The organism is Cupriavidus sp. USMAHM13 (assembly GCF_001854285.1).
Classification (GTDB): Bacteria; Pseudomonadota; Gammaproteobacteria; order Burkholderiales; family Burkholderiaceae; genus Cupriavidus; species Cupriavidus malaysiensis.
In genome coordinates, this window is the sequence record NZ_CP017752.1 from 944,661 (window position 1) to 971,538 (window position 26,878).

Consider the following 26,878-nt stretch of genomic DNA (forward strand, 5'->3'; position numbering starts at 1 on the left):
TGCCACAGCCCCTGCTGCGCCCAACCCTTTCGATTGACTCCGCGCCCATGGACCGCACGCCGATCGACGCTGGCGCCGACCGCGATTCGCATCGCCATCCGATGAACTGGACAATTCTGAACTCGATTCGACGTAATGCCGAGGAAGAGCCGGGAGGACTGGCCTTTCACTTCCTGCATCCGGAGGATGGCGCCGGCGAGCCGGTCACGCACGGCGAGCTGGCGCAAAGCGTGGCCCGCTATGCCCAGGGGTTCCGGGCACTGGCGCAGCCGGGAGGATCGGCGCAGCAGAAGATCGTGATCGCGTTGCCGCAGGGTCCGGCCTTCGTTGCAGCCTTCTATGGCTGTATCGCCGCCGGTGCCATCGCTGTGCCGACCTTTCCCCCTGGCAATCCCTTGCAGGCGGATCGCATCCGGCACATCTTGCAGGACCTGCGCGAATGCATCGTGCTGGCCGAGCGTGAATGCCTGGACACGGCGCTGGCGCCGCTGCGCCGGGACGGCGAGCTGAAAGGCGTGCACTGGTGCGCGCTGTCCGATCTCGAACGGATGCCGGCTGCGAGCCTGGCCGGCCTTTCGCCGGACCCGGCCGCCATCGCCATGCTGCAGTACACCTCCGGCTCCACGGGCCGGCCAAAGGGGGTGATGGTCAGCAACCGGAACCTGGTCGAGAACTCGGCGCTGATCCAGGACTGCTTCAACCACCGGCGTGGCGTCAGCCGCTCGGTCATCTGGCTGCCGCCATACCACGACATGGGCCTGGTGGGCGGGGTGCTGCAACCTACCTATGCCGGGTTCCCCGCGCTGCTGATGCCGACCAGCCTGCTGGTGCGCAATCCATTCCGCTGGCTGGAGGCCGTCACCCGCTTCCGCGGAACCAGCAGCGGCGGGCCCAATTTCGCCTTCCAGCTTTGTGTCAGCCATGTGCGCGAGCGCGACCTGCGCAAGCTCGATCTCTCCAGCTGGAACATCGCCTTCTGCGGCGCGGAGCCGATCAGCCATCGCACCATGACGGAGTTCTCCGCGCGCTTCGCCTGCGCCGGGTTCCGTCCAGAGGCCATCTATCCCTGCTACGGCATGGCGGAAACCACGCTGATGGTCTCCGGCAAGCCTCATGCCGAATCGCTGCGCGCCGTGCACGTGGATGCCAGGGCGCTGGCGCGCGGCATCGTCCGTGAGCAAGACCAGGCGCAAGGCGGCACGCAGTCGGTGGTGAGCTGCGGCAGGGTGCACCCCAGCCTGGACCTGCGCATCGTCGACCCCGAACTCGGCCGTGAGCGCATGGCGCGGGAGATCGGCGAGATCTGGATCAGCGGTCCGAGCGTGGCGCATGGCTACCTGGGGAGGCCCGAGGAGTCCGAGAAGACGTTCCGGCAGCCGCTTGCGGGCGGCACGGGCCGCTACCTGCGTACCGGAGACCTGGGATTCATCGACCAGGGGGAGCTGTATGTGACCGGGCGCATGAAGGAACTGTTGATCATCCGGGGCGCCAACTACTACCCGCAGGACATCGAACAGGCGGCCGCGCTGGCGGCCCCGGAACTGGTCAACGGCAGGTTTGCCGCCTTCCCGCTGACGCAGGACGGGGCCGAGGTGGTGGCGATCGCGGCCGAATGCCCCCGCACGCTCACGCACCACAACGATGTCGCGCGTCGCATCAACGCGGGCCTGATCGCCCGCTTCGGCATCAAGGCCGAGGTGATCCTGTTCGTGCCGCGCAAGACCATCAAGGTCACTTCTTCGGGAAAGCTGCAGCGTACGGCGATCCGCCGCGATTTCCTCTCCGGCGACCTGCCCGTCTATCACCGCAGCGACGACCGTCGCGAGGCCGCCGGGCCGATGCCGGTGGAGGGGGCCATCGCCCCGGGCGACGGCGGCTGGACGGTGGCGGGCATCCAGGCCTGGATCGTCGCCCGCATCGGCCGCATCACTCGCTCGGACCCGTCGCGAATCCGGCCGGACGAGAGCTTCGCGGAGCTGGCGCTCGATTCGGTGTCCTCGCTGGAGATCCTCTCTGAACTCGACGCCAGCCACGGCATCGGGGTGGCACCGGATTCACTCTATCGGCACAACACGCCGGAGCTGCTCGCACGCGAGATACATCGCCTCTGGCATCTGAAGCAATCTTCGCAAGGAGTCTCCCATGGCATTGCCTGACAACGTGAGCGAGGCGCTGATCGGCTTCATCAGCGACAGCTTCCTGGGCGACGGCACCCGGATCGACGCCGGCACGCCGCTGCTGGAACTGAACATCCTCGATTCCGCGGCGCTGTTCGACGTGGTCGATTTCGCCCATCGGCGCTTTGGCATCGCCGTTCCCGTCTCCGAAGTTCACCCGGGCAACTTCGCCAGCGTCGGAGCGCTGGCCCGTCTGATCGGGCGGCTGCAGGCCGGCCCGCAAACCGTCGAGATCGCCCCATGATCCCAAACCAGTGGTACGCCATCCTGCGCAGCGAGGACGTGCGCAAGAAGCCTGTCGGCATCACCCGCTTCTCCAAGCGGCTGGTGGTCTATCGGGATACCAGCGGCCGGGCCGTATGCCTGGATGACCGCTGCCCGCACAAAGGCATTCCGCTGAGCCATGGCAAGCAGCATGGCGACCTGCTCGCCTGCCCCTATCACGGCTTCCAGTTCGACCAGAAAGGCAGGTGCGTGCATATGCCGGTGCTGGGCCGCAACGGAACGGTGCCGAAAGCCATGTGCGTGCGAGCCTATGTGCTGCGTGAGCAGCATGGGCTGATCTGGTTCTGGACGGGCGACGGGGACGGGCAGACCTTGCCGGAGGTGCCCATGTTCGAGAACTTCAGCCAGTACCAGGGCTTCACCTCCCGCTATGGATGGGAGGCGCCGGTGCACTACACACGCTATGTCGAGAGCGTCTGCGAGGTCTACCACGTGCCCTTCGTGCACAAGGGGTCGGTGCTCAATATCTGGGATCCGAAGGGTGGCCGCGTCGATGACTTTCGGTGCGAGGTCAAGGGCACGCTGATCAGCAGCAATTTCATCCTGCGGGCGGACGACGAGCGCACCGCCGAGGAAACCCTGAGCGCGAAGATGCCCTGGAATCGCGGCTGGCGCATCGGCGTGGACGTGCAGATGCCGAACATGGTGCAGATCCGCAATGACGTGTTCGACGTCTACCTGATCGCTACGCCGGTCGACGACGACAACTGCTGGGTCTGTGTCTGCTACCAGGAGCCGAAGCGCGACCTGCTGCTGCCGATGATCAAGCCGCTGCCCATCCCCCTCTGGCGCAGGGTGCGGCCGTGGCTGATGTGCCGCATGGAGCGGTATATCCAGCAGGCCAAGGATATGGAAGCCATCCGCGGCCAGGAGCCGCGCATCTCGCACCTCCAGGCCAACAAGCTGATTCCCTTGGACAAGGTCAACGCCTACTACCTGAAGATGCGCGACAGCCTGACCCGTGCCGCTTCCACGCCCGCCGCAGCGGCAGCCAGGCTCGACTGACGGATTCCACCAAGCGCAGACCTTCCAGATATCCACACGCAGAGGCTTCATGAACAACGCCGTTTTGTTTGATAGCGCCAGGAAAATCGCCGTCGTGCGCGAGGTGGTCAGGACGCACTCGCAGTATGCCGAGTCGGATCTCGACCCCGATGCGCTGCTCCAGGAAGAGCTCGGCATCGATTCGATCATGCTGGCAGAGATCATTGCCGACCTGAAGAAGCGGTTCCGGGGCGCGGATCGCGTCAGCGCGGAGCAATTCGATACGCTTGGTGCGCTGCTGCACGGCTTCGCCGTCTTCGAACTCGAAGGGACCGCGTTCCCGGAGGACGTCCAGGGGGAGCCGGCACCGGGCAACCTCACCATGCGCGACTTCATCGGCTCCGGCGAGTCCGACCTGTTCGCCAAGACGCGGCGCTTCGGCCGCTTCCTGCGCTCACGCGAAGCGGCCGGGGAGTTCTGGTACGGCATGGCCTCGAGCGGCCTGTGCACGAGCCGCGCGCGCATTTTCGACCGCGCCGAATGCCGCGAACGCGAGTTCCTGCTGTTTGCCTCCAACAACTACCTGGGCCTGGCCAACCATCCGCGTGTCATCGATGCCATCGCGGCGGCCGTGCGCGACTATGGCGCGACCAATACCGGAAGCCGCCTGATCGGCGGCACCACCGACCTGCACCTGCAGCTCGAGCAGCGCCTGGCCAGGTTCAAGGGCCGCGAGGACTGCATCGTCTTTCCATCCGGCTACTCGGCGAACCTGGGCACGATCTCCGCGCTGCTGGGAGCCAATGACGTCGCCATTACCGATGCCTGCAACCACATGAGCATCCAGGACGGCTGCAAGCTGTCCGGTGCCGCCCGCAAGATCTATGCGCACAACGATATGGACGCGCTCGAAGCGGTGCTGCAGCGTGCCGACGACCGCCCGGGCGGCCGCCTGATCGTGGCCGATGGGGTCTTCAGCATGCACGGCGATATCGTGGACCTGCCCGGACTGGTCAGGCTCGCGCGCAAGTATGGCGCCAAGCTGCTGATCGACGACGCGCATGCGACGGGTGTGCTCGGCGCCACGGGTTCGGGCACCGCGGAGCATTTCGGCATGAAGGGCATGGTCGACCTCGAAGTGGGCACGATGAGCAAGGCGCTGGGCGGGCAGGGCGGATTCGTCGTCGGCGACAAGGAGGTGATCGACTACCTGCGCTTCTATGCCAATGCCTACGTCTTCGCCGCGACCATCCCGGCGACCGTGGCGGCCGGCTTGATCGCCGCGCTCGACGTTCTCGAAGCCGAGCCGGAGCGCCTGCGCCGGCTCTGGGAGAACGTCAGCTACCTCAAGTCCGCGCTGGATGCCATCGGCTTCGATACGGAGCGCTCCGCGAGCGCGATCATCCCGATCGTGATTGGCGACGAGGGGCGCGCCATGGCCCTGGGGCGATCGGTGCGTCGGCGCGGCATGTTCTGCCAGACCGTGGTCTTCCCCGGCGTCGCGGTGGGCGATGCCCGGCTGCGCATCAGTGTCCTCGAGTCGCACACCCGCGACGATCTCGACGAAGCCGTGCGGATCCTGATCGAGTCCGCGCGCGAACATGGTTTGCTGCCGCACTGAACGCGCCCGATGCGAGAGGAAATGAGCACCATGCACACGCCCGACGACGCCTTCGTGCACCTGGCCTTGCTGCGCCATGCCGGGGAGCGGCCCCAGGCGCCTTTCCTGCTGGGCGCGTCAGGCGTCAGCTACGGCGAGGCAGCGCAGTGGATAGGACGGCTCCTGGCCAGCGGGCTGCTGCCAGGACGGGGCGAGGCGGCGGCGATCTGGATGGACAAGGGCAATGGCTACGCGCTCGCCGTCCTGGCGGCGCTCTTTGCCGGCAACCGCTATCTGCCGCTGGATGGCGCACAGCCGGTCGAGCGCGCAGGCACCATCGTCGCGGACGCCGGCGCCAGGGTGCTGATCGCCGACAGCGCGCATGCCGCCCAGTGGCTGTCCGGCGCGGCGACGACACCGCTCGATTGCCTGATCGTCATCGATGACGCGCCATTCCCGCAACCGCCGCGCCTGTCGTGCCCCGTGCGCAAGCTTGGCGCGCGCCTGTACGAACTGCCCGCAGCCGGGGCAGGCGCCCTCGCCAACGGGGATCCGCCGGGATCGGCGGACGACGTGGCCGCGCTGCTCTATACCTCGGGTTCCACCGGGCAGCCGAAAGGCGTGCAACTCAGCCACCGCAATCTGGCCAGCTTCGTCGGCTGGAGCACGCGAACGCTCGATCTGCGCGACTCGGACCGCCTGTTGAACCTGGCGAGCTTCAACTTCGACCTCAGCACCTTCGACCTGTTCGCAAGCCTGCGGGCCGGAGCGTCCCTGTATGTGACGGACGAAGCCGAGAGCAGACAGGTCGCCAGGATCGCGGACATCCTCGTGCAGCAGCACATCAGCGTGATGTACAGCGTGCCGTCCATGCTGGCGCTGCTCGACCGCGCCGGCGCCTGGGAGTGCTTGGGCGCGGCCGCTCCCCGTTGCATCGTGTTCGCCGGCGAAGTCATGCCCAAGCCCCAACTGCGGGCCATGGCACGGGCGCTGCCGGAAGGATGCCGCCTCTACAATTTCTACGGTCCGACCGAGACCAACGTCTGCCTGTTCCATCGGGTGACAGCGGCGGATCTGCGCAGCGATGACCCGCTGCCGATCGGCAGGCCGGTGAGCGCGGCGGAAGTCTGGCTCCAGGACGACTGCGGGAAGCCGCTCACCGCAGCCGGTGCAATCGGCGAGATCTGGGTGCGCGGCGCCTGCGTGACGCCCGGCTACTGGCGGCGCGACGATGACCCCAATACACCGAACCACCGTGCCGGCATGCACGCCACCGGCGACTATGGCGAACTGGTGGATGGGAGCTTCGTCTATCGCGGTCGCAAGGACCGCATGCTGAAGCTCAACGGCTACCGGGTGGAACTTGGCGAGATCGAAGCCGCGCTGGCCCGCCATCCCGCCGTGCACGAGGTCGCTGTCCTGGCCCATGCCGGCGAGGAGGGCGCGGCGCCGGGCCTGCATGCCTGGTACGTGACGCGCCCCGGCGAAGAGGCGGTGCCGGTGCTGGAGTTGAAGCGCTTCTGCGCGGACCTGCTGCCGCGCTACATGATCCCGAATCGCATGATCAGGATCGACGCGCTGCCGCGCACGCCGAACGGCAAGGCGGACTACCGTCGCCTGCAGCAGCAACTGCGGCAGGGAGAGGCGAAATGAGCGGCCATCCTCGAACCGGTGCCGTGCTGGCGATCACCGGGCTGGCCTGCCGCTATCCGCAGGCGGCCGATGTGGAAGCGCTGTGGCAGCGCATGGGACGGGGACCGGCGGCATCGCCGGGGCGTCTGGGGCCATCGCCCGTCGATCCCGGCGGCTTCGGCATCCCGCCGATCTACCGGAACTCGATCAATGCGGTGCAACTGGACCTGATGGCGCTGGCCGGCGAGGCGCTGGCGATGGCGGGTATCGAGGCAGACGCGGTCGCTCGCGAGCATACGGATGTCATCTTCTGCAACGCGCTGGGGATGAACCGGCAGTACGAGAACTACGCGCGTATTGCTGCCGTGGAGTGGGCGGAGCCGTGCTGGGAAAGCGCGGGCATCGAGCCCGGCCGCGCGCGCGCGGCCTGGAAGCGCACGCTCGACGAGACCTTCCAGGCGACCACCCACGACAAGATCGGGGAGATGGCCAGCAGCATCCCGGCACGTGTGGCGGCGCATTTCCGCCTGCGCGGCCGCGCATTCGCGCTGGAGGCACAGGAGCGCAGCGGATTGGAAGGCTTGCTGGCCGCGGCGGACGCCATCGCGCTCGGCCAGGCCCGATCGGTGCTGCTGCTCGGCGCCCAGTGCCTGGCCTCGCCGCTGGTGGAGAGACTGTTGCGTGCGTGCCTGCCGGCATCCCTGATGTCGGCGTTCAGTGAAGGCGCTTGCGCGCTGGTACTGCAGGATGCGGCGACGGCTGGCGCGCGTGCCATGGCGCTGATCGACGACTTCGGCGTGGACTGCGGGCAGGCACCAGCCGGGGAGCCGCCGGCCGGCACCGGCCGTCGCCTGCTGGTACTCGACGGCATCGAGGCGCCGCGGTCCGGCATGGAAGCGGGCGCGGTGCCGGTCGATTGCCTGCTGGCACACGATGCCTGCGGTTACGGTTTCTCCATGCAGGTGCTGAGCGCCCTGCTGCAGGCAGCACTGGCACAACATCGTGGAGGAGCCGGGCATGCCCAGGCAGGCGACGCGACCGGCCTGCGGGTGGCGGTGCGGGGGGAGGCACTGGACGGTCGTCGCTACCACATCGCCCTGGCACCGGCACCGGCCGGAGCGCCCGCTGGCTTGCCTGATGCGGAACCGCCGGCGCCTGTCGCCGTCTTGGGCATCGGAGCGCGCTTCGGCGGTGGCCAGGACAAGGAGGACTACTGGCGGGCGCTGCAGTCGCCGACGCACTGCTTCCGTCCATTGGCGCCGGAGCGCCACGGCAGCGCGGCCTACTATGACGAAGACCCGCGGGCGCCGCTGAGCTATTACATCGGCGCGGCCAGCTACTGCGAGCCGCTGCGGGGCGATCCGGCGGCGGCGCTGCGTGACGACGCCTTCGGCATGGCCCTGGCGGCAGGCCGCGAAGCGCTGGATGGGCTGCCCCTGCCGCTGCCGGCGGGCGCGGACGAGGTGCTGGTGGTGACGGCATCCAACCTGACGCCGTCACCGCTGCGCCGGCTGGCCGCGCGCGATGCGCTGCCGCGCATCGAGGCAGCGTTCGTCACCGTGGCGCGGCGGCTGGGGATGGCCGAGCCTGCGGTGCGGGCGGCCGCCGCACGACTGCGCGAGCGAGGGCAGGGCGGGCCGGAAGCGGCCGACCTTGGCGGCGATGCCTGCCGGCAGCTCAGTGCCAGCGGCATCAGCCGGGAGCTGGCGCGGCTTGCGGGCGCGTCCGCGCGCTGTGTCGCGGTGGAGGCCGCCTGCGCGGGATCGCTGGCGGCGCTGGACCTGGCGCTGAACAGCTTGCGCAGCGGGCGCTGCCGCCTGGCCGTGGTGGCTGGGGCGGAAACGCCCGTCAACGTTGCGGACCTGGTGCTGTGCGCCTCGCAGCGAATGCTGTCCAGCGGACTGATCGCCAGCTTTACACAGGCGGCAGACGGCTTCACTCCAGGCGATGGCGCCGGGGTCCTGGTGCTCGCCACGGCAGACGATGCCGCAGGCTGGGGCGTGCCTGCGCTGGCCCGCATACGCGCTTCGGCCTCTTGTACGCAGAGCAGATCGATGGTCGCGCCGAACCCGGATGGCCAGGTCAAGGCGATGCAGCGGGCCTTCGGCCAGGTCGATTTCGGACCGGACGCGATCGACTTCGTCGAGACGCACGGCACCGGCACGCTGATCGGCGACGAGGTGGAGATCGCTTCCCTCGCCGCGGTGTATGGCCAGCGCGCCCGGCCCTTGCACCTCGGCGCACTGAAATCGCGCTTCGGGCACTGCTTTGCCGCGGCCGGCATCGCCGGCCTGATCAAGACGGTATTGGCGCTGCGCGCCCAGGCGATTCCGGCCAACTATTTCGGCGCGCCGCTCAAGGCGGAACTGCGCCTTGCCGCATCCCGCTTCGATCCGCTCGAACGCGGGGCGCCGTGGCCGGCCGCCGAGGCGAGAACCCGCCGTGCCGCCGTCAATGCCTTCGGCACAGGCGGCGTCAACTATCACGTACTACTCGAGGAAAGCAGGGGCTGAACGCATGGACTTCTCCACCAGTGCCCGTCACCGGGACATCGCCACGCACATGGGAGCGCTCGGGCGCGACCTGCAGGATCCCGCCCTGGCCGGGCGTGACCGGGAGGGCCGCTTCTGCCCGGAACGCTGGGCCATCCTGGCCAGCCACCGCGTTCATGCGCTGAACGTGCCCGCCGGACTGGGGGGCGAAGGGTACGGTGCGCTGGACCTCGTCCATGCGCTGGAAGCGCTTGCCGAGCATTGCGAGGACACCGGCCTGCTGTTCGCCTTGGCCGCGCACCTTTGCGCCTGCGTCCACCCGGTGGCGCGCTTCGGCGATGATGCGCAGCGTGAACGCTGGCTCAGCGCCGTGGTGCAGCAGGGCTGGATAGGCGCGCACGCCATCACCGAAGCCCAGGCCGGGTCGGATATCAATGCGATGCAATGCACCGCGATCCGCGAGGGAGACGGCTATCGCCTGCAAGGCGAGAAGTGCTACATCACGAACGCGCCGGTATGCGATTTCATCGTGGTGCATGCCCGCACCGGGAATGGCGGGGGTTTCCTCGACTACAGCGCCTTCGTCCTCGACAGGCATAGCCCGGGCGTGCACATCAGCGCGAAGCCTCACGAGAAGGTCGGCCTGCGTACCACGGCCATGGGGGATATCCGCTTCGACGGAACCTGGGTCAGCGCCGCGCAGCGACTCGGCGCCGAGGGCGCAGGCGGCCCGATCTTCCTGGCCAGCATGGAATGGGAGCGCAGTTGCCTGTTTGCGATCTATCTGGGAAGCATGCGGCGCCAGCTGCGCCGCACGTGGCAGCGTGCCCGCACGCGGGAGCAGTTCGGCAAGCCCCTGCTTGCCCAGCAGGCCCTGGCGCATCGCATCGCCGACATGCACGTGCGGCTGGAGAGTGCCCGGCTGGCATGCCTGCACGCGGCGTGGAAACTGGACCACGGCGAGCCGGCCCAGGACGCGGCGGCCATTGCCAAGCTGCTGGTGTCGGAGGCGGCAGTGAAGAACGGACTGGACGCCGTGCATATACACGGGGCGGCCGGCGTGCTCGAAGGCGATGCGGAGCGGCAGTTGCGCAATGCCTTGCCGTCGACACTGTTCTCGGGCGGCAGTGAAGTCCTCAAGGACCAGCTCCTGAGGCAGCTCGGCCGCGAGTTCCAACCTCACGCGGGACGGGCATGATGAAGACGCTAGCCAGTGTGGGCCAGGCGGGTCTGGGCAAGGAGGAACTGCTCGCGGCAGCGGGCGTGTACGTGGAGTACACGCGAGCCAGGGGCGACCACCTGTACCTGCAGGACGACGATGGCGCCGAAGTGCCGGTGCTGGATCTGGTCGGGGGCTTCGGCGCCTCACTGCTCGGGCATTACCATCCCGAGATCACCGAGGTGCTGCAGGACTGCATTGCGCGGCGGCGTCCCTTCCTCGCGCAAGGCTCATGCCGCAAGCGCTCGCTCGACCTGAAGGAGAGCCTCGCCGACTACTTGCAGCGGCACACCGGTACGGCCTTCAGCATCGCGCTGTACAGCACCGGAACCGAGGCCGTGGAGGCGGCGTTGAAGCACGCCCGCTACGCCTTCGGCCAGCGGGTGGCGCGGCTTGCCGAAGCCGCGGCGTCCAATGTGCGCGAACTCCTGACGCGGATCGAGCGCGGCGCAGTGCGCGTCGACGCCGCCTTCCTGCAGGCTTGCGAGCGCCGCCTCAGGCAGGAGCCGCTCACCAGCCTGGATGACCTGCTGGCGGCAGTGTCGGCGGCGAACCAGCGCGCCGCCAACACGCAGGCGGTTATCGCGGCCTTTCCGCGCGCCTTCCATGGCAAGACGATGGGATCGCTGGCGCATACCTGGAACCGCGATGCCAGGCTGCCCTTCATCCGCAACCACGACGGCGCGGTCTTCATCGAGTCGCCGGGAGACTTCCTCGAGGAGGTGGAGGGCCGGTGCCTCGAGTTCTTCGGCTTCGCCTTCGAACCGTTCGCGCTGGTCCGGCACAGGGTACCGACGCTGGCGGCCGTGATCTACGAACCGCTGCGCGGTGAGGGCGGTGTCGTCGAACTCGGCGCCGAGGAGCAGGCCCTGCTGCGGGAACTGCGTGCCCGCCACCCGCAGGTGGCGCTGATCGCGGACGAGATCCAGTGCGGCCTGGGCCGCTCCGGGCGGCCCGTCGAGAGCCATGCCTGCGGGCTGCCGGCCGACTACCTGACCTTCGCCAAGTCGCTGGGCGGCGGCCTCGCCAAGATTTCCGCCCTGGCCGTGCGGGCGGATCTCTACTTCCCCGAGTTCAGCATGCTGCACAGTTCGACATTCGCCGAGGACGACATGTCGTCGATCATCGCCAAGCGCAGCCTGGAGATCATCGAGCGGGACGATCTGGCGCGCCGCAGCGCCAGGCTCGGCGAAACGCTGCTGGCGGAACTGCGTGGGCTGCAGCAGCGCTGGCCGCGCGTGATCAGCGATGTGCGCGGCCGCGGCTGCATGCTGGGCGTCGAGCTGGAGGACTTCTCGGATCACCCGTCGGCGGTGCTGGCCAGCCTGGCGCAGCAGCAGATGCTCGGCATGCTGAGCGCGGGCTACCTTCTGCACAGCCATCAGGTGCGCGTGCTGCCATCGCTCGGACGCCGGCGCGTGCTGCGCCTGCAGCCTTCGGCCTATCTTGCCGCGGATGACGTGCGCCAGGCCTGCCGCGCGCTGGATGGCCTTTGCGCGGTGCTCGATGCCGGGGACGTCGCGGCCTTGCTGCATCACCTGTCCGGCCCGGCAATCGATGGAACGCCCGGCGAGCGTCCGGCGGACGGCTTCGGGGCGGACGCCGCCATGTCCCATGACAGTGGCGACGGGCCTTGCGAGCGCGTCGGATTCATTGCCCACCTGGTCGATACCGACAGCGTGCGCGCCTGGGATCCCGCCGTGGCCGGCCTGTCCGACGACCAGATCGGCGAACTGCGGGGCCGGATGCAGCGCGCGCTGGAGCCTCGCCAGGTGGCGCGCCGTCGCGTGCGCTCTGCGCTCGGCCGCGAAGTGGAGCTGGTGCTCTACGCGATCCTGATGGATGCGGAGGCGATCGAGCTGGACATGCGCTTCAACAAGTCGGGGCAGATCCGCGCGCAGGTACACCACGCCTACCGGCAGGCCCGGGAAGACGGTTGCAGCCTGGTGGGCTTCGGCGGCTACACCTCGATCGTTACCGCGAACTGCACCGATTTCGACCATGATCATCCGGCGGTCACGACCGGCAATGCGCTGACGGTCGCCACCAGCATGGCGGCGGCCCGCGAGGCAGCCCGCGAGGCGGGGATCGCACTCGAGAGTGCCGATGTGGCGGTGGTCGGCGCGGCGGGCAATATCGGCCAGACACACGCGGCGCTGCTGGCGCGGGAGTGCGGCAGCCTGCTGTTGCTGGGACGTCCCGGCTCGCTCGCCCGCCTGCGCGCGGTCGCGCAGGCGATCGCGGCGGAGCTGCTGGAGACCATGCGGATGCCCGGGCACGCGCGGGCCGGCAGCCTGTGCGCGGATGGCGCCGAAGGGCGGTTGATGGCGCGCTTGCGCGACAGGTGGGGCAGCGGCCCGCTGCCCGACAGCGAGCCGGTGGCCGCCTGGCTGCTGGAGAGCGGACTGATCCGGCTCGGCGAGGCACCTGAGCTGTGCCGGCAGGCCGATATCGTCATCAGTGCTTCCAACAGCGCGCATGCGGTACTTGATGCGACCTGCCTGGCGGCCGACCGTCCCGTTCTCGTCTGCGACGTGGCCGTGCCCGGAGACGTGAACGCCCGCTCGCTCGCCGCGCGTGCCAACGTGCGCCTGATCCGCGGCGGCATCGTCAGCCTGCCGATGGCGCCCGGCTTCGGGCTTCCCGGGATGCGCCTGCCGCCTGGCAAGGTCTACGCCTGCGCCGGCGAGACCTTGCTGCTGGGCCTGGCCGGCATCCGTCGCGACTTCAGCAAGGCCGCCATCACCACCGCGCAGGTCCGCGAGATCGCGGCACTGGCGCGGCTGCACGGCTTCGAACTGGTGCAGAAGGCATGAGCCCGGCGGATGTGAAGGCAGGCCTGCCGTGGCCGGGTTCGCTGAGCGACCTGCTGGCGCTCGCCGCACTGGCGCCGTCCTCGCATAATTGCCAGCCCTGGCACGTCAGCCTGCTGCACGCCCGGGGACCGTCGGCGATCGGCGGGGCGGGAACGCCGGGCAGGCTGGTGATCAGCATCGACCGCCGCAGGGCTCTCGATGCGCTTCCGGCGCTGCGGACCGAGATGTCGATCAGCGTCGGCGGCTTCGCCGCCATCCTGTTGAACCTGCTGCGGATGGCGGGCTGGCCGGCGGAAGCCCGCTGGCTGACCGGAGCGCCGGAGGCACACGGCGTTCATCTGGTGCCGGTCGTGCAGATCGATCTCGGGGCGCGCGGGGTGGCAGCATGTCCGGCCGCGCTGCGGAGGCTGGCCGCCGCGCTGCGCCGACGCCGCACTGCCCGCGGTGTCTATGGCGGAGAGGTCGACTTCGGCGCGCTCACAGGCTCGGACCTGCTGCCGCACAGCCTCGCCGGTGCCGCCCAGGCGGTGCCGATGCGCTGGCAGGCGGTTCGGCATGGCGAACGCCACAGCCGGCTCAGCGCTTTCTATCGCCGGCATGCCGCCCGTGACTTCGTGCACCGCGCTGCGTGGCGCGAGACCTACCGGCATCTGGTGTTCAGCGACGCCGCGCGCGCGCCGCACGGCACCGGCATCAATATCCAGAGCCTGTTCGGGCCGATGCCGGCGTGGCGTCGCCAGCTCCATCGCGTATTGCTGCATCCCGCGTTGCTGGCAACGCTGGGTCCGCTGGGGGCCACGGCGCGCATCGGCACGCACCTCGAATGGCTGATCCGCAGCAGTCCGACCGTGCTCGTGCTGAGTTCGCCGGCAACGGGCGCGACACCGGGCCGCGACCTGCTTGCGGGCGAGGCGGTCGTCCGCCTGTGGCTGGCGGCGGGCGAAGCGGGGCTGAGCCTGCATCCGCTCTCCGTCGCGCTGCAGCACCCGGACCTGAGCGAGCTGCTGGGCGGACTGCTCGGCTGCGCCGACCCGCTGCTCTTCATCGCCCGCGCGGGACGTCCGCTGCAGGACGGTGACCCGCATCACCGCTACCGCCGTGCTCCTGCGGATTTCTGCTCGCCGCCACCAGGCGCCTCCGTCTTCCCGTCATGACCGCAATGCCCATGTTCCCGACATCCTCCCGAATGCTCTGCCTGCTGGCCGCCTGCGTGGCCTGGACAGCGCCCGCATCCATCCCGCTGGCGCGGGCCGCGTCCAGTGGCGAGGCGGTAGCGCCCGCGGCCGGGCAGCCCGACGACCGCACGCTGGCGCAGTGGATCTACGGCGCCGAGCACATCCTCCGAGGCAAGACCTCGGCGGCCGTGATGAGCATGACCATCAAGAAGACCAGCTTCGAACGCGAGTACGACCTGCTGGTGATGACGGACGACCGCGCCCCCGCGGCCAAGGTGCTGCTGCGCATGCTCGGCCCGGCGCTCTGGCGCGATAACGCCACGCTCAAGGTCGGCGACAAGATCAGCTTCTACGATCCGCGCACGAACCGCATCACCGTGATGGGGAACTCGATGCTCGGCGACAACTGGATGGGCAGCCATTTCACCAATGACGACCTGATGCGCGAGACCGATCTGTCGCGGCACTACAGCTATGTGCTGGTCGGCAGCGCGCCGGGCAAGGACGCCGCCGGGCAGCCGGTCGAGGAGCACACGATCGCGTTGGCGCCGTTGCCGACCGCACCCGTGTCCTGGGGCAAGGTGCTCTACCGGCTGTACGTGGGGGCGGACCGGCAGGCCTATCCGAGGCGGGTGGAGTACTTCCGCCGGGCCGGCGATGAAAAGCCCGCGCGCGCGCTGGACTACGAAGACGTGCGCACGATGGACGGCAAGGCGGTACCGACGCGTCTCACCATGAGTGTGTTCGACCGGCCTGGCGAGTACACCCGCATCGACTACAAGCGCATCCGCTTCGGCCTCGACCTGAAGGCCGACGAGTTCACTGAACGGGCCTTCCGCTGAGCTTGCCGATGACCAGTTCCACCTTCAAGATGGCGTGGCGGAACCTGCGCCGCAATCGCAAGCGCAGCTTCATCGCCGGTGCCGGCATCGCGCTCGCCATGTCGCTGTGCATGGCAACGCTGGGCATCATGGACGGCCTGAGCCTCGACCTGATCAAGGGCACGGTCGATGGCGAGGTGGGCCATATCCAGGTCCACCACCCGGACTATCTCGCCACCCGGCAGGTCCTCAAGACGGTGCCGGCCGGCGCGGACGACGTCGCGCGCCTGCGCGAACCGGCGCAGGTGCGGCAGGTGGCCAGGCGGCTCTATGCATGGGGTTACCTGAGCCATGGTCAGCGCTCGGGCGGCGTGCAGCTGATGGGTATCGAGCCGGACGCGGAACGTGGCGTCACCACCATGGAACGGACCCTCGTGCAGGGGCGTTTCGTTCCCGGGCAGCCCACACCCTGGCGCAGTGCCAGGCCATTGAGCGCGGCGCAGGCGGCGCTCGACCGGCGGCTGACGCAAGATGCGGTGGACGATGCCTTCGCGCGCATCGAAGACGCCGGCCGGCGGCCGGGCAGTGCGGCGGCGGCGCGGCGCGTGCAGGAGACGGCAGGCATCGCGGAGCAGCTGGCACCACGCCCTGAGCGGCCGCCGGCTGCGGTACTCGGCAGCAAGCTGGCAAGCAACCTGGGTGTGAGCATCGGCGACCGCGTCAGCCTGCTGTATGAGAACACGCTGGGCGCGCAATCCACCATTGACCTGGAGGTCGTGGGCATCTCGCGTTCGGGACTCGATGCCGTCGACCGCACCCGCGTGCTGCTGCAGATGGAAGACCTGCAGAAACTGCTGCTGCTGGAGCGGCAGGCACACGAGATCGCCATTCGGATCCGTGATCCGCGCGAGGCCGTGGACGTGGCGGCAGCGCTCGGGCGCACGCTGGCCGCCACCCCCGGTGCGCCGCCGCGCTCGGTACTGGCGTGGTCGCAACTGCGGCCCGACATCACGGCGCTGATCGCGTCCAACCAGGCCTTGATGGGGACGCTTGTCTTCATCGTGTTCCTGGTGGCGGGCATCGGCGTGCTCAACACCATGCTGGTCAGCGTGCTGGAGCGCCAGCACGAGATCAGCCTGCTCAAGGCACTCGGCCAGGCGCCGCGCAGCATCATGAGCCTGGTGATGCTGGAAACGTGCTGGTTGACAGCGCTGTCGTGCCTGGCCGGCCTCGCCATCGGCTACTTGGCCCAGGCGTGGCTCCACGTGCATGGCATCGATGTGTCGGCCTTCGGCGGCTTCTCCATGTCCGGGGTCAGCGTGGCACCGGTGCTGCGCGCGAGCCTCTCGCCCGTCAACGCAGTGATTCCGCTGTTATGCCTGTTCCTCATCAACCTGCTGGCTGCCGTGGTGCCAGCGGCCGTGGCTACGCGCATTCCGGCTGCGCAAGGATTATCGATCAAATGAGCATGGAACACAGACTCGCGGTGCGCAACCTGCTGCGCAACCGCCGCCGCAGCGTGCTGACGGCGCTGATCGTGGTTGCCACGGTTGCGCTGATGACGGTATTCCAGGGGCTGTCCGAAGGCGGGCACCGCGCCATGATCGACGTCGGGGTGCGCATGGGTCTCGGCCACATGATCGTGACCGCGCGGGGGTACGCCGACAATCCGGGGCTCGATCGGCTGGTCGCCGATGGCGAAGCGCTGGCGCAGCGGATACAGGCAGGGCTGCCGCAGGCGACCCATGTCGTGCCGCGCCTGAGGCTGAACGCCATGGCACAGTCCGGCGGCAACACCGTGGCGGTGACGGCATCCGGCGTCGTGCCCGGACTCGAGGCCGAGGTGTCCGGCATCGCCGATCGCAAAGCCGTCTTCGAAGGTGAGCCGCTGATGCCGCCCGCCGCCGCCACGCCTGCCGGCCAGTTGCCGCCGATCGTCATCGGCTCACGCCTGGCGCGTGCTCTGGCGGTGGGACTCGGTGACCGGCTGACGCTGACGGTCAAGCCCGCCTTGGGCTCCGATTTCTCGCGCGCGGCTTTCCGGGTCGCCGGCATCTTCCATACCGGCATGGTCGAACTCGATGCCTTCTGGGTCGAGCTGCCGTTACACGAGGCGCAGCGGCTGGCGCGTACCGGCGGTGTCAGCGAGATCGCGGTTTACCTGCGTGACGAATCCGAGCTGGCGCCGGCGGCGGTGTCGCTGCGCGGGAAGCTGGAGGCGCTCGCGCAAGGGCAGCCGCTGCAGGTACGAAGCTGGAGCGAGGCGGCGCCGGAGCTCTATTCCGCGGTGATGCTCGATGCGGCGGGCATGTACCTGCTGATGGTGATCGTCTTCATCGTGGTGGCGGCCGGCATCCTGAACACGATCGTGATGTCGGTCATGAAGCGCGCCCGCGAGTTCAGCGTGATGCTGGCGCTCGGGGCAAGCCCGATGCTGGTCACCCGGGTCGTGCTGCGTGAGGCTTTGTACCTGGCGGCGGCGAGCGTGGCGCTGGGGCTCGCGCTCGGCTACGCAGCGCACCTGCACTTTGCCACCGAGGGCCTCAACTTCAGGGAGATCTTCGGTACCAGCCTCGAAGCCGGCGGCGTGATGCTGCCGGACCGATTCCGTTCCTACCTGCAGCCGGGGAAGCTGTTTGCCGGCGCCGGCTTCGTGTTCCTGCTGACCGTCGTCGTCACGGTCTTCCCGGCCTTCCGGGCCGGGCGCCTTTCCCCACTTCAAGCGAGTCAACATGGCTGAGCAAGACGCCTTCGCGCCCATCATCCAGCTACGCGGCATCGGCAAGGTTTTCCGCCGCAAGCAGCAACAGGTAAGCGCCCTCACCGACATCGACCTGGGCATCCGGCATGGCGACTTCGCCGTGATCGCGGGCCCGTCGGGATCGGGCAAGACGACGCTGCTGAATATCATCGGCCTGCTCGACACGCCCACGGCAGGACATCTCGCGTTCTGCGAGCGTCCGCTGTCGCAGGCGTCGCTCGCGGAGCTGGCGCGCATCCGCCGGGATGAGATCGGCTTCGTCTTCCAGGCCTACAACCTGATGCCGGTGCTGACCGCGGCCGAGAACACGGAAATGGTGATGGAATTCCAGGGCCGGCCGGCCGCCGAGCGCCGCCGGGTGTCCCGCGAGGTGCTGGAGCAGCTGGGGCTCGGCGGGCTGATGCATCGCTACCCCGACCAGCTGAGCGGTGGCCAGCAGCAGCGGGTGGCGGTGGCGCGAGCGATCGCGAGCCGTCCCAAGCTGGTGATTGCCGACGAACCGACCGCCAACCTGGACTCGAAGTCCGCGCGGAACCTGATGGACCTGATGGTGGGCCTCAACGAGCAGGCGGGGATTACCTTCGTGTTCAGCTCGCACGATCCGCAGGTCATCGAACGGGGCCGGCGCGTGATCTCGCTGCGGGACGGCAGGATCGTGGCCGACCAGCAGACCGTCGCGTTCGATGCGCTGGCGTAGCGGCGTCTGCCGCCTTGCTTGCAGGAGCGCGATGATGCTGTCGCTGATGCGGTTCGGGACGCCGGATGCCGCGGCCGGGCAGGACCAGGCCGTGCTCGAAGCGCTCGGCCTGTCGGCGGTGGCCGACACGGCGGCGGACTTGACCGGTACGGCGACACCCGGCGGCGAGCGGTCGTCTTGGCAGGAGGTGGCGTTGGGCGGCGTACTCCAATACCGCGCGCTTGCCAGCCGCCCGGGCGGGCAGGATGGCACGGGCTACGCCAGCATGGCGACGCTGCGCCTCACCGCTGAGGCCGACTACGGGACGCTGCGCTGGGTTGCGCACATGAATGTCGAGGATTGGCGGGCCAGCCGGCCGTCGCTGCTCGCCTCGATGGTGGACGGGCAAGGCCGGACCGACCGGATCCGCGGGCTGGCGCTGCGGGAGCGCCATGCCGGCTCGCTGCAGGCGATCGGCATGGATTGGCTGTATGCGCAGGCGAGCCTGTCGCGGGCACGTATCACGGTCGGGCGGCAGCCCATCAGCCTGACGCTGTCGCGCTTGTGGTCGCCAGCGGACATCCATGCGCCGTTCCTGCCAGGTGACCTCGAACGACTCTACAAGGCCGGCGTGGATGCGGTCCGCCTCGACTACTACCTGAGCGACCGGCTCAGTACGCTCAGCGTCGTCAGCGTGGACAGGGAGCACAGGGAGGGCAGCGGCGGCGGCGTGCAGGCCAAGTGGCTGCAGCGCATCGAGTACAGCGGCGAGCGCAGCAAGTCCTTCGCCTATGTTGGCCAGCGCCGGCACTGCGACCTGCTCGCCGCAGGCTACCTGGTCACCGGCGTCGTCGGCGCGGACTGGTACGGCGAGGCGCTGGCGTACCGCGGCCGCGCCGCCGGAGCGGACAACTGCTCGGCCAACGGTGGCGGGATGCGCGGCGGCTGGGGGCACCGGGCCGTGGTCGGTGCCAGCGTGAAACTGGCGGCGAACACGATCGGTACGCTCGAGTATTTCCACCAGACCCCGCTCAGCCGGCAGGCGGACTTGCCATGGATCGGGTCGGGCAGGCAGTACCTGGGTGCCTCGGCCTCGTATCAGGCGCATCCACTTGTCCATCTCGACGGCCTGTGGTTCGTGAACCTGACTGACCAGGGACAGCAGTTGACGCTGGCGATGCGGTACACGCCCCAGCGCAACGTGGTATTGCGCGCCAGCGTGGCCGGACCGTTGACGGGGACCGGCCGGCGTGGCGGCGTGGCAAGCGAGTACTGGCAGGCCGGGCGCATCGTGCAGCTCGGGCTGGACTGGTACTTCTGACTGCCGATCTTCGGGCCGAATCGCGCCGAATCGGGCCGGGGCGGCAGCCCTCAACTTCTTTCCAGACCCGCACATCATGAATCTTGCGACGTTGCGCAAGCTGATCTTCGAAAAGAACCTCCCCGCCATGCTGCGCCTGGACGGACAGGCAAGGCACCTGTACCGCAGCGCGTTCGCGACATCCGCTGGCGCCAGCGGCGTGCTGGCACTGCTCGCGCGCGGCCCGAGCCGCGCCGATGCCATCGCCTCCCACATGGGGCTGGATGCGGGCCAGCTGCCAGCCGTCGAGGCCTGGCTCGAGTGTGGCGTCAAGGCCGGCGAACTGGCACGCAGGGACGGTCGCTACCGCCTCCGCGGACGCTTGTCGCGGATGCTCGCCGACGGCGGCAACGCGACGCTCGGCGCGCTGTTCGAGGAAGTGAGCCGCTATCACTACGACGCGATCCTGCAGGCGCCACAACGGCTGCGCAGCGCGCAGCGCTATACCTTGGCGGACCAGGACGGTGTGTTGATCGCGCGAGCCTCGCGCATCCTGGAGCCGCTGGTCGAAGAAGCGGTCGACTGGGCCTTCGCCGCCCTGCCGGCTTCGAACGCCTCGGTGCTGGAGGTCGGCTGCGGCGCCGGCCACTATCTCGGCTACATGTTGTCGCGACGTCCCGGCTTGCGGCTGGTCGCGCTCGACTTCCAGCAGGAAGTGGCCGACGCGGCCAGGCAGGTACTGGCCATGAGTGGATGGAGCGGGGCGGACGTGGCGGTCGAGCATGCGGACATCCTGGCATTCGATACCACGGAGCGCTTCGACCTGGTCACCCTGCACAACAATATCTACTACTTCGGCGGCGAGCGCCGCGCGGCGCTGCTCCGCAAGGTGCGCTCGCTGCTGAAGCCGCGCGGGCGCCTGCTGCTGACGACCAGTTGCCGCGGCGGCAGCGCGGCGATCGCCGCGCTGCACCTGTGGTGGAAGCTGTCCGAGGTGACGGACGGACTGCCGGAGCGCGGGGCGATGCGACAGATGCTGCGCGAACACGGCTTCGATGCCGTGGAGGACAAGCGCGTGCTGCCGGGCGAGAGCTACTTCGCCTTCCTGGCCGGCTCCGCCTGACCGGGGCGGCGGGCCATCGAGCTGAACCGATACCATCCGGAGCCTTACCATGACCACACATTCTCTCGGCACCACGCCGCACGGCCTGCCCATTGCCGACAGCAGGTTCGACGGGGCGGCTCCGGCCGTCCGCCACGCAGCGGGGGCCGCCGGTTCCGCTCCGCCGGCCGGGCAGCCCTGGGCACTGGGCTTTGGCGCTGCGGTGTCGCTGAGTGCGGACGAGCTCGGCGGCAAGGGCTGGGGCCTGGTGCAGATGCACGCCAATGGGATGCCCGTCCCCGCGGGATTCTGCCTGCCCTCGCACGCATTCGAGCGCTTCCTGGCATTCAACGGCCTTCCGCTGGCGCAGGCGTGGGCAGACCATGACCATGCGGTACTTTCCACGCTGGCCCGGCGCATTCGCGAGGGCGAGTTTCCGCCAGGCGCGGCCAGCGAGATCCTGCTGGCCTACGCCGCGCTGGGTTCGGGCCCGGTGGCGGTGCGTTCCTCGGCAATCGGCGAGGATTCGGCCGCGTACTCGTTTGCCGGACAGCATGACAGCTTCCTGTACGTGAACGGCAGCGGCAGCCTCCTGGACCGCGTACGCGACTGCTGGGCGTCGATCCTGAATGCCGGCGCGCTGGCCTATCGCCGCAGCCGTCTGAGCGGCGCGGCAGGCGCTGGCGGCGTGCCTGCCATGGCCGTCGTCGTCCAGGCGATGGTGGCGGCGCAATGCGCGGGTGTTGCGTTCGCGCGCAATCCACTCAACGGGCGAGATGACCAGGTGCTCGTCGAGGCGTGCTACGGACTGGGAGAGGGGCTGGTTTCCGGACGTGCGAGCGCGGACCTCTACGTTCTCGATGCCGTGGACCTCGCGCTCGTCGAACGGCAGGTCCGGAGCAAGGCGTCGGCCATGCGTTGGCATGCCGGCGCAGGGCGGGTCGAGGAGCAGGCGGTGCCGGAAGATCAGCGCGAGGCGGCGGTGCTGGATACGGCCCGCGCACGGACCATCGGTGACTTGCTGGTGCGCTGCAATGCGCTCTTCGGCGGGCCGCAGGACATCGAATGGGCCCAGCACGACGGCGTTACCTGGCTGCTGCAGAGCCGCCCCATCACGGGCGTGGTCGAAGCGCGCTCCCCGCACCAGGGACGACCCGGGCCGGAGGTGGCACAGCGGGCCCTATGGTCGCGCATGGACATCGGCGAGATCTTCACCGGCCGCATGACGCCGCTCGGGCTCTCGTTCGCGCGCCACTACCAGTACAAGGTGCACCAGGCCTGCGGCACAGGCATCGGCTTGCTGGACCTGGGCGAGCCGGACGAGTACATGGGTTACTACAAGGGCCATGTGTATCTCAACGTGGCCTATACCGCCCACCTGCTGTCGCAGACACCGGCGGGGCAGGACCAGGGGCTCTTCCTGCGGCGCTTCGCCAGCGGCGATGTCGACCTGGACGGCTACCGGAACCCTTACGGAGAGCGCCATCGCGGCCCGCGCTGGCGGTCTTGGGGGTACTGGATCGGGAAGACGCTGGGTGAACTGGCCGGCGCCAAGGCGCGGGCGGCGCGCATGGTCGCGTCGCGGTTCCGCGAGTTCGACCGGGCCAGCGCGCAGGACCTAGGCGGCATGGACCTGGATCGGTTGCGCGAGGAACTGACGCACGCGCTCGACTATTTCCGCGCGATGCACATCGGCTACCTGCCGTTCTACATCAATGCCTTCGGTACGTACGGGCTGCTCGAGCAACTCTGCCAGGCCTGGCTGCCCGGGGATGGGCAGCACCTGCAGAACCGGCTCAAAGGCGATATGTCGAACCTGCGCACCATCCGCAGCGCGCGCGATATCTGGACGCTGCGGCAATCGCTGCCGCGCTATCCGCGGGTTGAAGGCCTGCTGCGCGCCATGCCGGCGGGAAAGGTGCTGGTGGCGTTGCGGGAACATCCGGAAGGCGTCGCGTTCCTGCGGGACGAACTGGCGCCGTTCCTGCGTGAGAACGGCATGCGGGCGCGCCAGGAGATGGAGTTGAGCCATCCGCGCTGGATCGATGACCCCACCTATGTTTTCCAGATCCTGAAGATCTACCTCGGGCGCGGCAATACCGTCGCGGAGCGCCTTGCGTCCGCCGGTGCGAGGAGGGAGCACGGGCAGGAGGACGGAGGGGGCATGGCGGACGACGACACCGAGGTCCTGCTGCGCCGGCTTCCCCTGTTCAAGCGTGCCGTCATGCGTCGCGTCATCCGTCTGTATTGCGGCTGCAGCGAACTGCGGGAGGAAACGCGCATGAGCATGATCACCTCGATCTGGCTGGTCCGCCGCATCCTGGTCGAGGTGGCGAGCCGCTTGCGGAGCGAGGGCGTGCTTGCCGATGAGAGCGAACTCGCTTATCTCGACTTCCAGGATCTGTGTGCCTATCTGAACGGCCAGGCCAGCGCGGCCGAGTGCTTTCCGCGCGCTCGGATCGAGGCGGCGCGCGGACTGCACGAGTCGCGCGCGCGGGGCGAGGAGCCGCCGATGACCTTCATCGGCGAGGCGCCCATCGCGCGTGCAGGCGGCGCCGTGCCTGGCCAGGAGGCGGACGGTGCATTGCGCGGCCTTGGCACCTCGCGTGGCTGTGTCCGCGCGATGGCGCGCGTGATCGATGACCTGGAGGCCCAGGCGGGCGAACTGCAGAAGGGCGAGATCATTGTGACGCGCTTCACCGACGCGTCGTGGACGCCTCTGTTCGCATTCGCGGGCGGCATTGTCACCGACGTGGGGTCGATGTTGTCGCACAGCTCGATCGTTGCGCGCGAATTCGGCCTGCCTTGCGTCGTCAACACGGTGCACGCGACGGCGCGTATCCGCACCGGGGACTGGGTCTCCCTGGACGGCGAGACGGGCGAGGTCCACATCGAATCCGGCGCGGCGCCGGAAGGCCGGAAGGCATCCCGTTAGGAGGAACCAGCCATGCAGATCCTGATCGACCGTATCCGGCTCCACAGCCCGGCATGCCGTGCGGCTTTCATCGAATGGGTCCGGGAGGTGGACTATGCCGCCTGCCGGGATCTTCCCAGCGTGCTTCGCTTCGAGGTGGTCGAGGTGGTCGAGGTTCGAGGGGACGCCGAGGGGGGCGAGGGCGCCGGAGGAGGCGACTGCGATTTCTTCGAGATCATCCATGTGAGCTCATGGTGCGATTTCGAGCGCGATATGCAATCGCCGCTGTTCCACGGTCTGCGGGCACGCTTCGAGCAGCTGGCCGCCGTGGTCGGCCAGCTGGCCGGCGAGCCCATCCCGCCGGGTTATGTGCGCCATGCGTGAGCCTCCCGGCAGTCTCGGCCCGGGGCCGGTCGCCATGGCGGTTCCCGGGCCGTGCTGCTGGCGCATCGATCTCGCCGCGCTGGCGCGAGATTGCCTGGACCGGGATTGCGCGCGCTGGCCCGCCAGCGAGTGGCTGGATGCACAGGAACTCGACCGCCTGCAGAGTTTCGCGTTGAACAAGCGTCGTATCGAGTGGCTGGGCGGACGGCTCGCCGCCAAACGCGCACTGGGCCAGCTCTATGCGCGCGAAGGATGGGCGGGCAGGGCGCCGCGTGCCTGCCGCGTCGTCCACCATGCCGACGGGCGTCCCGTCTTCGATGGCATGCCGCTGCACCTGTCCATCAGCCATAGCCGGCAGTTGGCCATGGCGGCCGTGGGGACCGAGCCGCTTGGTGTGGACGTGGAGAGTGTCGACGCATTGCGTGCGGACAGCCTGGTCGCGTTGCTGAGGCCGGCCGAAGTGCGCGTGTTGCGCCAGGCGATGGGGCTGCGCACGGACTCGGCGCGGGCGCTCGCATGGTGCCTGAAGGAAGCGCTTTTCAAGGTGGTGGGCGCAGGCGGATTCGCCCGGTTCGCCAGCGCCCTGCACCTGGCCGGCTGGCAGCCGCCCGATCGGCCGCAATGGCAGGCGCACGCGCTGGAGGAGGAGTTCGCCGTGAGGCTGGCGCGCGAAGCGAACCGCTGGCGGGCATGGTGCGCGGTGGAGGCCGGGATGGCGCACGTGCTGGTGTTGCCGGCCTGATTCCGGCGTCGGCGCTCGGCCTGCGCGCAGTGAAGGACATTTGGCAAGTACAAGGAGAATGTGATGGATCCCAAGGCGATCGCGTTCGGCGAGGCCATCGAGACGGCGCTCGGCAATCCCTACGAGGCCTGTTCGGCAATCAGCTTCCAGTCGGTGCTAGAACTCGACGAGCAGGAAGCATTTCCGCAGCGGAACCTGGAACGGTTGCGCGAGCTTGGCTGCTTCGAGCAGCTGATCCCGGAGTCGCTGGGCGGCCGCCTGGGCGAGCTGGAGCAGGCAATGCTGATGGCGCGTCTGGTTTCGCGGCGCGACCTTACCACCGCCATCGCGTTCGGCCAGGCTTTCCTCGGCAGTATTCCGATCTGGCTGGGCGGCAGTGCCGAACAGCGGCAGCAGGCGGCCGCGCTGCTGCGCGACGGCGGCCTGGCCTGTCTCGCCCTGACAGAGAGAGAACACGGCAGCGATATCCTTTCCACCGGATTCCGGGTCCGGGCGGGCGGGTCCGGGTTGGTCGCCGACGGCAGCAAGTGGCTGATCAACAATGCCAGGCGCGGCGCAAGCCTGACGGTGCTGTGCCGCATCGAGCAGGGCGACGGCAGCGCTGGCCTGGGCCTGCTGTGGCTGCGCCGGCCGAGCGGAGAACTTCCTTCGAGCTGGCGGCCGCTGAGCAAGATCCGGACGCACGGCATCCGTGGCGCGGATATCAGCGGCCTGCAATTGGAGGCCCACCACTGCGAGTCCGGCGCCCTGCTGCCTTGTCCCGAAGGCGCGCTGCCGACGGTGCTCAAGACGCTGCAGATCTCGCGCGTGCTCTGTACCGGCTTCTCGCTCGGCGCCGTCGATACCATGTTCCGCCTGACACTGCGCTTCGCACGCGCGCGCCGGCTCTACGGCAAGCTGGCCATCGAGATCCCGATGGTGCGCGCCAGGCTGGCGCGCTGCTACGTCGGCATCCTGGTGGGGGACCTGGTGGCGCAGGTGGCCTGCCGTGCCATCAGCGCGCGGCCCGCCGAACTCAGCGTTCTATCGGCCGTGGCGAAGTTCCATGTGCCCAGCGAGGCCGAAGCGATTGCACGGGAACTGGCGCTCGTGCTGGGAGCCCGGCATTACGTGCGCAGCGAGTTTCCCTGGGGGGTGTTCGAGAAGCAGATGCGCGACAACCAGGTCGTCAGCCTCTTTGACGGCAGCACGCAGGTCAACCTGAGCCTGATCTCCGCGCAGCTGCGCGCCCTCAGCATGCGCCTGCGGGAGCGGCTGGAGGCGGGGCCGGGTCCGGGCTGGCTGGACAAGGCCGCGACGCTCTTGTGGCGCGACGGCAGCTGCCAGGGCTGGCCGGCGCAGGCCGACCTGCGCCTGGGCGCAAGCGGAGAGGACTGCCTGCTGCCCGCGTTCTTCGCGCTGCGCCGCACGCATGGCGAGGTGCCGCCGGCGGTCGCCGTCGCCCTCGACGCGCTCGAAGGCGCTGTGCGCCGGTGGCTGGTCGACTGCCAGGTGGCGATGGCCCACGCGACGCCGGCGCACGACGCGGTCGACCTCATGCAACTGAGCGAGCGCTACGCCGCCTTGCTGGCCTGTGCCTGCGCGGCACTGGCCTGGCATCTGCACCGCGAGGCGAGCCCGGGCTACCGGCTCGACGAGACCGTGCTGCTGATCTATGTCGCCGGCAAGCTGCCGGAGGCCGGCATCGTCGTCACCGAGGCGCAGCGCCAGTCGATCGTTGATGCCGCGATGGCGCTGGTCGACGGGCAGCGTCTGCTTTCGCTCAGCGATATCCGGATCCGCGACGCACAGTGATGCG

At 69.0% G+C, this 26,878-nt stretch carries 19 protein-coding genes; all 19 read left to right on the forward strand.

The features are described from left to right. Positions 1–47 precede the first annotated feature (47 nt). The 19 genes from BKK81_RS22605 (at position 48) to BKK81_RS22695 (ending at position 26,874) form a co-directional block, all read left to right on the forward strand. Positions 48–2,156 (forward strand): AMP-binding protein, encoded by a 2,109-nt coding sequence (locus BKK81_RS22605; protein ID WP_197524037.1) that lies wholly within the window; start codon positions 48–50, stop codon positions 2,154–2,156. After that, complete coding sequence (locus BKK81_RS22610; protein ID WP_071017892.1) at positions 2,143–2,421, forward strand: acyl carrier protein; 279 nt, start codon at positions 2,143–2,145, stop codon at positions 2,419–2,421. Before BKK81_RS22605 ends, BKK81_RS22610 begins: the two co-directional genes overlap by 14 nt. After that, positions 2,418–3,467, forward strand: a complete 1,050-nt coding sequence (locus BKK81_RS22615; RefSeq protein WP_071017894.1) for a Rieske 2Fe-2S domain-containing protein — start codon at positions 2,418–2,420, stop codon at positions 3,465–3,467. Before BKK81_RS22610 ends, BKK81_RS22615 begins: the two co-directional genes overlap by 4 nt. 49 nt (positions 3,468–3,516) lie before the next feature. Next, entirely contained in the window at positions 3,517–5,067 is a 1,551-nt protein-coding gene (locus tag BKK81_RS22620; protein WP_071017896.1) for an aminotransferase class I/II-fold pyridoxal phosphate-dependent enzyme, read from the forward strand. Positions 5,068–5,088: 21 nt separating this feature from the next. Further along, positions 5,089–6,699, forward strand: coding sequence for an AMP-binding protein (locus BKK81_RS22625; RefSeq protein ID WP_197524038.1), 1,611 nt, complete (start codon positions 5,089–5,091; stop codon positions 6,697–6,699). Next, positions 6,696–9,191, forward strand: coding sequence for a polyketide synthase (locus BKK81_RS22630; RefSeq protein WP_083384359.1), 2,496 nt, complete (start codon positions 6,696–6,698; stop codon positions 9,189–9,191). Before BKK81_RS22625 ends, BKK81_RS22630 begins: the two co-directional genes overlap by 4 nt. Positions 9,192–9,195: 4 nt before the next feature. Next, positions 9,196–10,368 carry an acyl-CoA dehydrogenase family protein gene (locus BKK81_RS22635; RefSeq protein WP_071017899.1) on the forward strand — a complete coding sequence of 391 codons (1,173 nt, stop codon included), beginning with the start codon at positions 9,196–9,198 and terminating at the stop codon, positions 10,366–10,368. After that, positions 10,365–13,205 carry an aminotransferase class III-fold pyridoxal phosphate-dependent enzyme gene (locus BKK81_RS22640; protein WP_083384361.1) on the forward strand — a complete coding sequence of 947 codons (2,841 nt, stop codon included), beginning with the start codon at positions 10,365–10,367 and terminating at the stop codon, positions 13,203–13,205. The genes BKK81_RS22635 and BKK81_RS22640 overlap by 4 nt, the downstream gene beginning before the upstream one ends. Further along, positions 13,202–14,359, forward strand: a complete 1,158-nt coding sequence (locus BKK81_RS22645) for a hypothetical protein (protein ID WP_071017903.1) — start codon at positions 13,202–13,204, stop codon at positions 14,357–14,359. Before BKK81_RS22640 ends, BKK81_RS22645 begins: the two co-directional genes overlap by 4 nt. Positions 14,360–14,370: 11 nt before the next feature. Continuing rightward, positions 14,371–15,222: an outer membrane lipoprotein-sorting protein gene (locus BKK81_RS22650; RefSeq protein ID WP_197524039.1), complete on the forward strand. Its 852-nt coding sequence runs from the start codon at positions 14,371–14,373 to the stop codon at positions 15,220–15,222. Between the two features lie 8 nt (positions 15,223–15,230). Continuing rightward, the gene (locus tag BKK81_RS22655; RefSeq protein WP_071017907.1) at positions 15,231–16,667 is read left to right on the forward strand and encodes an ABC transporter permease; all 1,437 of its coding nucleotides are present in this window, start codon (positions 15,231–15,233) and stop codon (positions 16,665–16,667) included. 20 nt (positions 16,668–16,687) lie between these two features. After that, the gene (locus BKK81_RS22660) at positions 16,688–17,941 is read left to right on the forward strand and encodes an ABC transporter permease (protein ID WP_197524040.1); all 1,254 of its coding nucleotides are present in this window, start codon (positions 16,688–16,690) and stop codon (positions 17,939–17,941) included. Continuing rightward, positions 17,934–18,659 (forward strand): ABC transporter ATP-binding protein, encoded by a 726-nt coding sequence (locus BKK81_RS22665; RefSeq protein WP_071017911.1) that lies wholly within the window; start codon positions 17,934–17,936, stop codon positions 18,657–18,659. The genes BKK81_RS22660 and BKK81_RS22665 overlap by 8 nt, the downstream gene beginning before the upstream one ends. A 31-nt stretch (positions 18,660–18,690) precedes the next feature. Beyond that, complete coding sequence (locus BKK81_RS22670) at positions 18,691–19,959, forward strand: hypothetical protein (protein ID WP_071017913.1); 1,269 nt, start codon at positions 18,691–18,693, stop codon at positions 19,957–19,959. 76 nt (positions 19,960–20,035) lie between these two features. Then, positions 20,036–21,061 carry an SAM-dependent methyltransferase gene (locus tag BKK81_RS22675; protein WP_071017915.1) on the forward strand — a complete coding sequence of 342 codons (1,026 nt, stop codon included), beginning with the start codon at positions 20,036–20,038 and terminating at the stop codon, positions 21,059–21,061. 49 nt (positions 21,062–21,110) lie between these two features. Beyond that, complete coding sequence (locus BKK81_RS22680) at positions 21,111–23,975, forward strand: PEP/pyruvate-binding domain-containing protein (RefSeq protein ID WP_071017917.1); 2,865 nt, start codon at positions 21,111–21,113, stop codon at positions 23,973–23,975. Between the two features lie 12 nt (positions 23,976–23,987). Continuing rightward, a complete protein-coding gene (locus BKK81_RS22685; protein ID WP_071017919.1) occupies positions 23,988–24,338 on the forward strand; it encodes a hypothetical protein in 351 nt (116 codons plus the stop codon). Then, positions 24,331–25,080, forward strand: a complete 750-nt coding sequence (locus tag BKK81_RS22690) for a 4'-phosphopantetheinyl transferase family protein (protein WP_197524041.1) — start codon at positions 24,331–24,333, stop codon at positions 25,078–25,080. The genes BKK81_RS22685 and BKK81_RS22690 overlap by 8 nt, the downstream gene beginning before the upstream one ends. A 63-nt stretch (positions 25,081–25,143) precedes the next feature. Then, positions 25,144–26,874: an acyl-CoA dehydrogenase family protein gene (locus tag BKK81_RS22695; protein ID WP_071017923.1), complete on the forward strand. Its 1,731-nt coding sequence runs from the start codon at positions 25,144–25,146 to the stop codon at positions 26,872–26,874. Positions 26,875–26,878: the final 4 nt, after the last annotated feature.

What these genes read in the sequence shown, in the direction of transcription:
- BKK81_RS22695 (WP_071017923.1), top strand. Translation starts at nt 25,144, where the DNA reads ATGGATCCCAAGGCGATCGCGTTCGGCGAGGCCATCGAGACGGCGCTC.
- BKK81_RS22645 (WP_071017903.1), top strand. Translation starts at nt 13,202, where the DNA reads ATGAGCCCGGCGGATGTGAAGGCAGGCCTGCCGTGGCCGGGTTCGCTG.
- BKK81_RS22690 (WP_197524041.1), top strand. Translation starts at nt 24,331, where the DNA reads ATGCGTGAGCCTCCCGGCAGTCTCGGCCCGGGGCCGGTCGCCATGGCG.
- BKK81_RS22630 (WP_083384359.1), top strand. Translation starts at nt 6,696, where the DNA reads ATGAGCGGCCATCCTCGAACCGGTGCCGTGCTGGCGATCACCGGGCTG.
- BKK81_RS22680 (WP_071017917.1), top strand. Translation starts at nt 21,111, where the DNA reads ATGACCACACATTCTCTCGGCACCACGCCGCACGGCCTGCCCATTGCC.
- BKK81_RS22685 (WP_071017919.1), top strand. Translation starts at nt 23,988, where the DNA reads ATGCAGATCCTGATCGACCGTATCCGGCTCCACAGCCCGGCATGCCGT.
- BKK81_RS22655 (WP_071017907.1), top strand. Translation starts at nt 15,231, where the DNA reads ATGACCAGTTCCACCTTCAAGATGGCGTGGCGGAACCTGCGCCGCAAT.
- BKK81_RS22640 (WP_083384361.1), top strand. Translation starts at nt 10,365, where the DNA reads ATGATGAAGACGCTAGCCAGTGTGGGCCAGGCGGGTCTGGGCAAGGAG.
- BKK81_RS22635 (WP_071017899.1), top strand. Translation starts at nt 9,196, where the DNA reads ATGGACTTCTCCACCAGTGCCCGTCACCGGGACATCGCCACGCACATG.
- BKK81_RS22625 (WP_197524038.1), top strand. Translation starts at nt 5,089, where the DNA reads ATGAGCACCATGCACACGCCCGACGACGCCTTCGTGCACCTGGCCTTG.
- BKK81_RS22610 (WP_071017892.1), top strand. Translation starts at nt 2,143, where the DNA reads ATGGCATTGCCTGACAACGTGAGCGAGGCGCTGATCGGCTTCATCAGC.
- BKK81_RS22620 (WP_071017896.1), top strand. Translation starts at nt 3,517, where the DNA reads ATGAACAACGCCGTTTTGTTTGATAGCGCCAGGAAAATCGCCGTCGTG.
- BKK81_RS22650 (WP_197524039.1), top strand. Translation starts at nt 14,371, where the DNA reads ATGTTCCCGACATCCTCCCGAATGCTCTGCCTGCTGGCCGCCTGCGTG.
- BKK81_RS22605 (WP_197524037.1), top strand. Translation starts at nt 48, where the DNA reads ATGGACCGCACGCCGATCGACGCTGGCGCCGACCGCGATTCGCATCGC.
- BKK81_RS22615 (WP_071017894.1), top strand. Translation starts at nt 2,418, where the DNA reads ATGATCCCAAACCAGTGGTACGCCATCCTGCGCAGCGAGGACGTGCGC.
- BKK81_RS22675 (WP_071017915.1), top strand. Translation starts at nt 20,036, where the DNA reads ATGAATCTTGCGACGTTGCGCAAGCTGATCTTCGAAAAGAACCTCCCC.
- BKK81_RS22670 (WP_071017913.1), top strand. Translation starts at nt 18,691, where the DNA reads ATGATGCTGTCGCTGATGCGGTTCGGGACGCCGGATGCCGCGGCCGGG.
- BKK81_RS22665 (WP_071017911.1), top strand. Translation starts at nt 17,934, where the DNA reads ATGGCTGAGCAAGACGCCTTCGCGCCCATCATCCAGCTACGCGGCATC.